Raw genomic sequence first — 6,831 nt, 5'->3', positions numbered from 1 at the left:
TGGGCAGGTTGTTTAAATCCCTGCCCGCTGGAATGTTATTATAATAGTCAGAATTATTTACAGTAACCATATTATCCCCCTGCCTTATATAAGTCTTATAATCTGTATCATGTAAATCATACTGGAACCTTATCGATAAACTTTTTTCATTTTATTTTCCACATTTTTTCTTCATTATTCGGAGTTCTTCCGACTATGTCACCTATTAGATTTCTCTCAGCCTCAATATGATATGTAATTACTATTTTATTTGTAAATCATAGTACTAACATCATCAAATCTTAATGCTCATCAATAACTGCTCTCTATTAGGCTGAATCATTGTATATTTCTCCTTAAATGAGGTAATTGCACCATACATCTTCTTTCCTAAGTTTTCAGTAATCTCATCCTTCCCCCTGGTTTTTTGCTCCTCAATGTAAGCCGATGCCAAAGTTGACCTTGTGGTAATTTTTGAAATTTTATTCATTTCTTCACCAATAATTCCACGGGCATGCTGATTGGTTGTCTCCATTGTCACAAAGTCATCCACTTTTTTTTATATGCAGCATCTAAATTGCTTAACTCTTCATCCTTTGTAAGCTTACGAGGTCCATTTTCATCAGCTACATATATTTCTCTGGTTCCATTTTCATAGCCCTTCACAATTTCATCATATAATTCTGCGTATGCTTTAACATAATTATTTGCCTTGTCAGTAATATTTAAGGCACTTTTTCCTGTATCAACATTTTGATTCTGCTGTGCTGCCTTCTTTTGAATTTCATAACTATAATCAATATCACTGATTTTTTTACTCGCTAACAGTTCCTTTCTTTGAACCACATCATCATATTTTTCCTGTCCACTCTGCTGTATACGATTACGATAATACTCCAATCCCTCATTAGAAATCGAAAGCTTCACTGATTGCCCCACTGTATGTTTTTCGTTTGTCTGACTATTTCCTTTCTGTACTTTATCAGTATTTTTTTCCATTATTGAATTCGTATTATTCATGTAATTAGATATTTTCATATCCTATTTTTCCTCCTTAAAACCCATTATCTTAGTTTCACCTCGTGGCTCACAAATAAATCTATCTATAACTTTATATCTACTGACTTCCTGCCACTCTCAACAGACTCTCTTGTAATGCCATCCAATGCACCCTCCGGTATTGGTTTACCAGCTTTCCATGTATGATCAGCGGCTTTTGCTGCTTCTGCAAATGCCTGTCTGTATTGATGTTCATATTGTTCCATTGTCCAGCCTGCTGATAAACGGTCATCTTTATCCATTTTTCTATATAAATTGTTATATACGCTCTCTCTTTTGGTAGTATCACCATTTAAAGTACCGTTTTCATTTAAGAATTCTTTCTTTGCCAGTTCAAACATTTCTTCCCGGCTGCTCTCTGGAATAGAAATGATATGTTTATAACTGTTTCTGTTCTCATCCGTTACAGCAAGTCCTGTTAATCCGGTATTCGGATCAATCCAGTCTCCATTTTTGTCATACTGGCTCATCAGGTTCTTAATTGCCTGAACATTTGTAAACATTGCACCGTTTCCATTTTTCATCATCTCACTCAGTGCTGCTTTATACTTTTTACTGTTTGTGTCGATCCCTGCTGCTTTTAATTGTTTCTGTACAGAACTGCTGTTCATTTGGGACAACTGAATATTGTTGACCAAATTTGTTTTTGATGTTCCAAATGTCGTTTGAAATAAAAAACCGTAGTCCGTAATTCTTGACATAATCGAAACCTCCCATCATTAAATTTTTTATATCTATCATCCGCTTTATTTTTCTTTTTCTATCGACAACCCACTTCTAATATTTTACCTTTTCTGCACCAAGTACGATTTTTTTGCACGAAGTAAGACTTTTTACCAAAAAAGAGCACGAATGCTCTTTTTATGAATTGAGGAATAACTCAGCAATAAATTTATTTCCATCACTTTTCAATATTAAATTTCCATCATATTTTTTTACACTGCTCTGAACATTCAGCAGTCCTATTCCACCGCCTTTTCCTTTCGCTGATACCGGAAAACCATTTTTCCACTTTACCTCTCCGCAGTTATTTTCGATGCTGGCAGCTATCATTTTATGGTATGAGCCAATCTTAATCGAAATATATTTCTCTCCTTCCAGCTTCTCTGCTGCCTCAATCGCATTATCTAATAAATTTCCAAAAATAGTTGTAATGTCGATTGGTGCAAGGAAATTCAGATTCACATTATCCACCTTTATGGTTACTGAAATACCTTTTTCCCTCATAACGGATTCTTTATCGGTAAGAAGAATGTTCAAGATCGGATTTTCTGTGTATTGAACCGGAATGAGCGGCTTTAACAGTTCTCTGATTTCCGCTGCATATTCTCCTGCCGTATTCCCCTGCTCTGCACCATATAATCCTTCGATTGCTTTAATATGCTTATTTACATCATGTAATATGTGGACGGTTTGATCATATTTTTTTGTCTGCGTCAAATAGTATTCGTATTGTACCTTTGCCTGTTGCTCTAAAGCGATGAGCTGCTTTTCATAATAGTTCTTTTCATCTGCCATTTTAACAAAATATAAAAGGTATAGATCTGCCAGAACAATACACCCCATATTGACTGCACATAAGTAATTTTCTTCTCCATTTTTAAAATTCTCTACAATTACACCCATGTTAATCAGATTGTATAGGAGTATAATTCCATACATGATGTACCTTGTCTTTGCATAAGGAATATCGCTCTTTTTCACAAACCTGTTTATGAATGTATAATACAAAAAAATAAGTATTACTTTTGAAAATGTTACCTCAAGGCAGTAAAGCATCGTTTCATTCACATTTTTTATATCTGCTGCCTGCAAAATACATTGTAAAAGAATCACTCCTAATGATTCACAAACAGACATGCAAAATACCAATGCCTCACATTCAATGATACGTCTTAACGGTTTATCCATATCCTCATAATACAGAGCATATGCTATTATCCCCGTCAACACGCCCCAGACCACCAAATTTAATATGGAATGATTGAGCATATTGATACAGGTTGTAAAAATCACTGTGACAGCCTCGATCACAATATATGCATATCTATTTTGACTGCTCCTTTTATACTTTCCATTCATAAACTGGAACAGTATGTTACTTATGATAAAACAGGAAAGAGCATTACATAATATCAGTAAAATCGTATTCATCGTTTCTCCTATGAATTTTTCTGCAAAAATTTATTTACTTCTTCTCTAAAATCGCTGCTTCTCTTTTGCGCAATCTGGAGTTCTTTTCCATTATCCATATAAATGGTAAAGCCTTTTATTTTTTCAATATGCCTTAAATTAACCAGATTTCCCCTGCAATTCACAACAAAATCATAGGGCTGCAGTTCTTCAACCAGTTTTTCAAAAATGCAGTCATACTCATATGTGATATCAGACAACGCTATCAGTACTTTTCTTGATCTTTTTATGTATTCAAAATATAAAATGTCCCTGAGTTTCAATTTAATCGACAGATACTCTTTCCCATTGCTGTCCGTCACTTTATAAAAATCCTTTTCTGCTCCGGTATCCGGCAGTTGATCCAGCAGTTCCAACATCTGCGTTTCCAATTTATCATATTCCAATGGCTTACATAGAAATGAAAATGCGTGAACTTCGTTAATGACCTGCATACAATATTCTTCATAACTCGTAATATACACTAATTTCACATCCGGAAATTTTTCCTTTAATTTTCTCCCCAGTTTAATACCATTCAGTTCTTCCATCGAAATATCTAAAATTCCGATATCAATGTTGCTGATATTTTCAAGCATTTGATTTGCAGACGCAAATTGCTCAATATGATAAGCAATCTTTTGACTTGTAAAAATCTTATGCAGCATAGTCACTGCACACTCAAGATCTGCTATATCGTCATCACAGACAACAATTTCCAGCATATTACTCACCTTCTTCCTATCTTCCTACTATATCGGTAATTTTTATTTTTCCATTAAATAAATATAAAGTACTCTGCATATTATCTAAATAGGCTCTAAATAAATATCATATATATAGAAAATGTGCCATCATCTTGACGGCACATTTCCTATATTTTCCCCCCAAATTATATTGCTACAGTATAGAATACCATTGTCTGTCCATACTATCAGCTTCATACTGATATGTAATCAACTGATTCATGTCTTTTAAACCCGCCATTTCTATTAGGTTCTATCATTATATTATAGTTTTCATATTTTTATAGTATCCTGCATTATCCATAACACTATTATTGCCAGATGTACCCACAGTACTTACCTCAGAGTCCGAAATATTATACCCTGCCTTAAATGCAAGAATATCCTCCAATCCATATTGATTTTTATAATCCGTCAGCATATAGATATTATCTCGTATTTCCTCATATTTCGCATTGGCTTCCTGGGAGTTCATTATTTTACACATTTTCTCTGGAAGTCCGGTAATCTTCCCATTGTCATCTACGTTTATATCGTCAAATGAATACTGTCCATTTGTTGCTTTCTGAATGAACTGTTCCACTTCATAGTAAGCATTTACTAATCTATATTGTGTGTTAGAAATATCTGCTGTCTGAATATATTTTTCCCACATATCATCAGCAAAATTTTCCGATATCATATTTTTTATCTGTTCTTTGTTTTCTTCTGTAATGTCCCCGTTAATCGTAATAGTTCCAGATACATCTATTTCAATTTTCCATGATGTATCTGGCAGTTCAATTCCTTTTTCATTTGCTATTCTTTCTATTTCTGCATAAAAATCGTTTTTTATATAATTCGACTTCTCTGCTCTCTCATAATCAGATAAATTGGCAAATATTTTCACATATGCCATTTCCGACACACTTAACTGCTCCCCCTTTTTCATCTTATTTAATAATTCTTCTACACTATCCGTTCCCGAATATTTTTCATCTTCCGGCAACGCTTCAAATTGCATCTGATGTAATTTGTCAATTTCGCTTTGATATGTTTTTTCATATTTCTGCTTTATTGCATTTTTTTCTTCTGAATTATCTGCATTTGCTATTTCTTGTGAGTGCTGCACATTACTACTTGAAGTATCCCTGTTTTTCGTTTCCGTAATTTTTATTCTATAGGAACCTTCCCCGGAATCCGATGTCATATTGGAATTTTCTACTCTGATCACATAATCTGATGTAACGCAGTCCCAATTAGGTACCGTAAGCTGTTTATTACCATGTCCATCATCTGTCGCTATTCCAATCTGATTGCCATATAAATCGTACAATACTAAATTATATGCCTGACTATTCTTGCTTTCCAATGAAATCGTTATCTCTGAAGATATACCCATTTTAGAGTAAAAACTTTTTTGCGGATAAGAAAAAGAATAGTAATCTACATCATATTTTGAATCGATTGTTCCCTCTAAATAACTTTCATTATTATGCAACAATGTTCCTATATCATATGTACTGTAATAGCGATCTACCTGATCATCGTATTTCGTATGCTGATGATAACTATCATTCTTATTTGTTTTGGCATTTTCTATTAACACCGTTTGCTCATTTAATTCTTTCATCGGCGATTTAAAACTTTTTGCTGCATTTCCTGTCTCATATATTTTACTATCTACTATTCCGCCACCTATATAATGTACATAGTGTCCCATCTTATCGTCACCTCTTGGAATCCACGGATGGTATAAAAATACCATCCGTAATTTATTTATCTTTCTAAATATTTAGCCCACTATTATTCCGAAAGGAACTAAATAATCCAATGTCATCTGTGTCATTGTAGTGCAACTAGCATTTACATAAGAAATACCACTTACCCAATGTACTGTAACAGATGTTGCATAGTTTCCATCAATTGATCCTGATGGTGGATTATTGTCAACCAAGTCACTCCACCAACCTGCTGGTTGTTGATTTTCCTCCATTAATAGCATTCAGCTTAGTAGTTGTCTTACTATAAAAACTTGAAGCTGCAAATACTGGTGTTACAAAAAGCAAACAAACCATCATACTTACAACAACTGCCATAAACGTTTTTCTTGAAACCGTCTTTTTAGCTTTTTCTGATATTCTCATATTAGCAACCTCCTTCAAAAATGAAATATATTCCACATAAAAAACATACTATATTTTTATATCTACTGATTTCTTGCCACTCTCAACAGACTCTCTGGTAATGCCATCCAATGCACCAGCCGGTATTGGTTTACCAGCTCTCCATGTAGAATCTGCGGCTTTTGCAGCTTCTGCAAATGCCTGTCTGTATTGATGTTCATATTGTTCCATTGTCCAGCCTGCTGATAAGCGGTCATCCTTATCCATTTTTCTGTATAAATTGTTATATACACTCTCCCTTTTGGTAGTATCACCATTTAGAGTACCATTTTCATTTAAGAATTCTTTCTTTGCCAGTTCAAACATTTCTTCCCGGCTGCTCTCTGGAATAGAAATGATATGTTTATAACTGTTTCTGTTCTCATCCGTTACCGCAAGTCCTGTTAATCCAGTATTCGGATCAATCCAGTCTCCGTTTTTGTCATACTGGCTCATCAGGTTCTTAATTGCCTGAACATTCGTAAACATTGCACCGTTTCCATTCTTCATCATCTCACTCAGTGCTGCTTTATACTTTTTACTGTTTGTGTCAATCCCTGCTGCTTTTAATTGTTTCTGTACAGAACTGCTGTTCATTTGAGACAACTGAATATTGTTGACTAAATTTGTTTTTGATGTTCCAAATGTCGTTTGAAATAAAAAACCGTAGTCCGTAATTCTTGACATAATCGAAACCTCCCATCATTAAATTTTTTATATCTATCATCCGC

General features: G+C 34.2%; 9 protein-coding genes. All 9 read right to left on the bottom strand.

The window, feature by feature from the left end; translation table 11 throughout:
* Positions 1 to 274: 274 nt before the first annotated feature.
* The 9 genes from DW059_RS16615 to DW059_RS14470 all read right to left on the bottom strand — a co-directional run bounded on the left by DW059_RS16615 (position 275) and on the right by DW059_RS14470 (position 6,787).
* Entirely contained in the window at positions 275 to 520 is a 246-nt protein-coding gene (locus DW059_RS16615) for a hypothetical protein (RefSeq protein ID WP_242986308.1), read from the bottom strand.
* Positions 517 to 1,017, bottom strand: coding sequence for a hypothetical protein (locus DW059_RS14500; RefSeq protein WP_242986306.1), 501 nt, complete (start codon positions 1,015 to 1,017; stop codon positions 517 to 519). The genes DW059_RS16615 and DW059_RS14500 overlap by 4 nt, the downstream gene beginning before the upstream one ends.
* 65 nt (positions 1,018 to 1,082) lie before the next feature.
* Positions 1,083 to 1,739 (bottom strand): DUF3879 family protein, encoded by a 657-nt coding sequence (locus DW059_RS14495; protein WP_117699264.1) that lies wholly within the window; start codon positions 1,737 to 1,739, stop codon positions 1,083 to 1,085.
* A gap of 160 nt (positions 1,740 to 1,899) precedes the next feature.
* A complete protein-coding gene (locus DW059_RS14490) occupies positions 1,900 to 3,192 on the bottom strand; it encodes an ATP-binding protein (RefSeq protein WP_055193278.1) in 1,293 nt (430 codons plus the stop codon).
* Positions 3,193 to 3,200: 8 nt separating this feature from the next.
* Positions 3,201 to 3,935: a LytR/AlgR family response regulator transcription factor gene (locus tag DW059_RS14485; protein ID WP_117699263.1), complete on the bottom strand. Its 735-nt coding sequence runs from the start codon at positions 3,933 to 3,935 to the stop codon at positions 3,201 to 3,203.
* A gap of 280 nt (positions 3,936 to 4,215) precedes the next feature.
* Entirely contained in the window at positions 4,216 to 5,658 is a 1,443-nt protein-coding gene (locus DW059_RS14480) for a hypothetical protein (protein ID WP_015517468.1), read from the bottom strand.
* 72 nt (positions 5,659 to 5,730) lie between these two features.
* A complete protein-coding gene (locus DW059_RS17860; RefSeq protein ID WP_081453954.1) occupies positions 5,731 to 5,931 on the bottom strand; it encodes a DUF6947 domain-containing protein in 201 nt (66 codons plus the stop codon).
* Positions 5,894 to 6,082: a hypothetical protein gene (locus tag DW059_RS15835; RefSeq protein ID WP_044928892.1), complete on the bottom strand. Its 189-nt coding sequence runs from the start codon at positions 6,080 to 6,082 to the stop codon at positions 5,894 to 5,896. Before DW059_RS15835 ends, DW059_RS17860 begins: the two co-directional genes overlap by 38 nt.
* A gap of 48 nt (positions 6,083 to 6,130) precedes the next feature.
* Entirely contained in the window at positions 6,131 to 6,787 is a 657-nt protein-coding gene (locus DW059_RS14470; RefSeq protein ID WP_117699262.1) for a DUF3879 family protein, read from the bottom strand.
* Positions 6,788 to 6,831: the final 44 nt, after the last annotated feature.

Origin of the sequence: Roseburia sp. AF42-8 (assembly GCF_003435965.1) — a bacterium.
GTDB classification, from domain to species: domain Bacteria; phylum Bacillota; class Clostridia; order Lachnospirales; family Lachnospiraceae; genus Roseburia_C; species Roseburia_C amylophila.
Note: the sequence above shows the minus strand (reverse complement) of the source record. Positions and strands in the feature narration are given on the sequence as shown.

Bases quoted from the DNA above. Each gene is read 5' to 3' on its own strand.
- DW059_RS14490 (WP_055193278.1), bottom strand. From the start codon at position 3,192: ATGAATACGATTTTACTGATATTATGTAATGCTCTTTCCTGTTTTATC.
- DW059_RS14485 (WP_117699263.1), bottom strand. From the start codon at position 3,935: ATGCTGGAAATTGTTGTCTGTGATGACGATATAGCAGATCTTGAGTGT.
- DW059_RS15835 (WP_044928892.1), bottom strand. From the start codon at position 6,082: ATGAGAATATCAGAAAAAGCTAAAAAGACGGTTTCAAGAAAAACGTTT.
- DW059_RS14495 (WP_117699264.1), bottom strand. From the start codon at position 1,739: ATGTCAAGAATTACGGACTACGGTTTTTTATTTCAAACGACATTTGGA.
- DW059_RS14470 (WP_117699262.1), bottom strand. From the start codon at position 6,787: ATGTCAAGAATTACGGACTACGGTTTTTTATTTCAAACGACATTTGGA.
- DW059_RS17860 (WP_081453954.1), bottom strand. From the start codon at position 5,931: ATGGAGGAAAATCAACAACCAGCAGGTTGGTGGAGTGACTTGGTTGAC.
- DW059_RS14480 (WP_015517468.1), bottom strand. From the start codon at position 5,658: ATGGGACACTATGTACATTATATAGGTGGCGGAATAGTAGATAGTAAA.
- DW059_RS14500 (WP_242986306.1), bottom strand. From the start codon at position 1,017: ATGAAAATATCTAATTACATGAATAATACGAATTCAATAATGGAAAAA.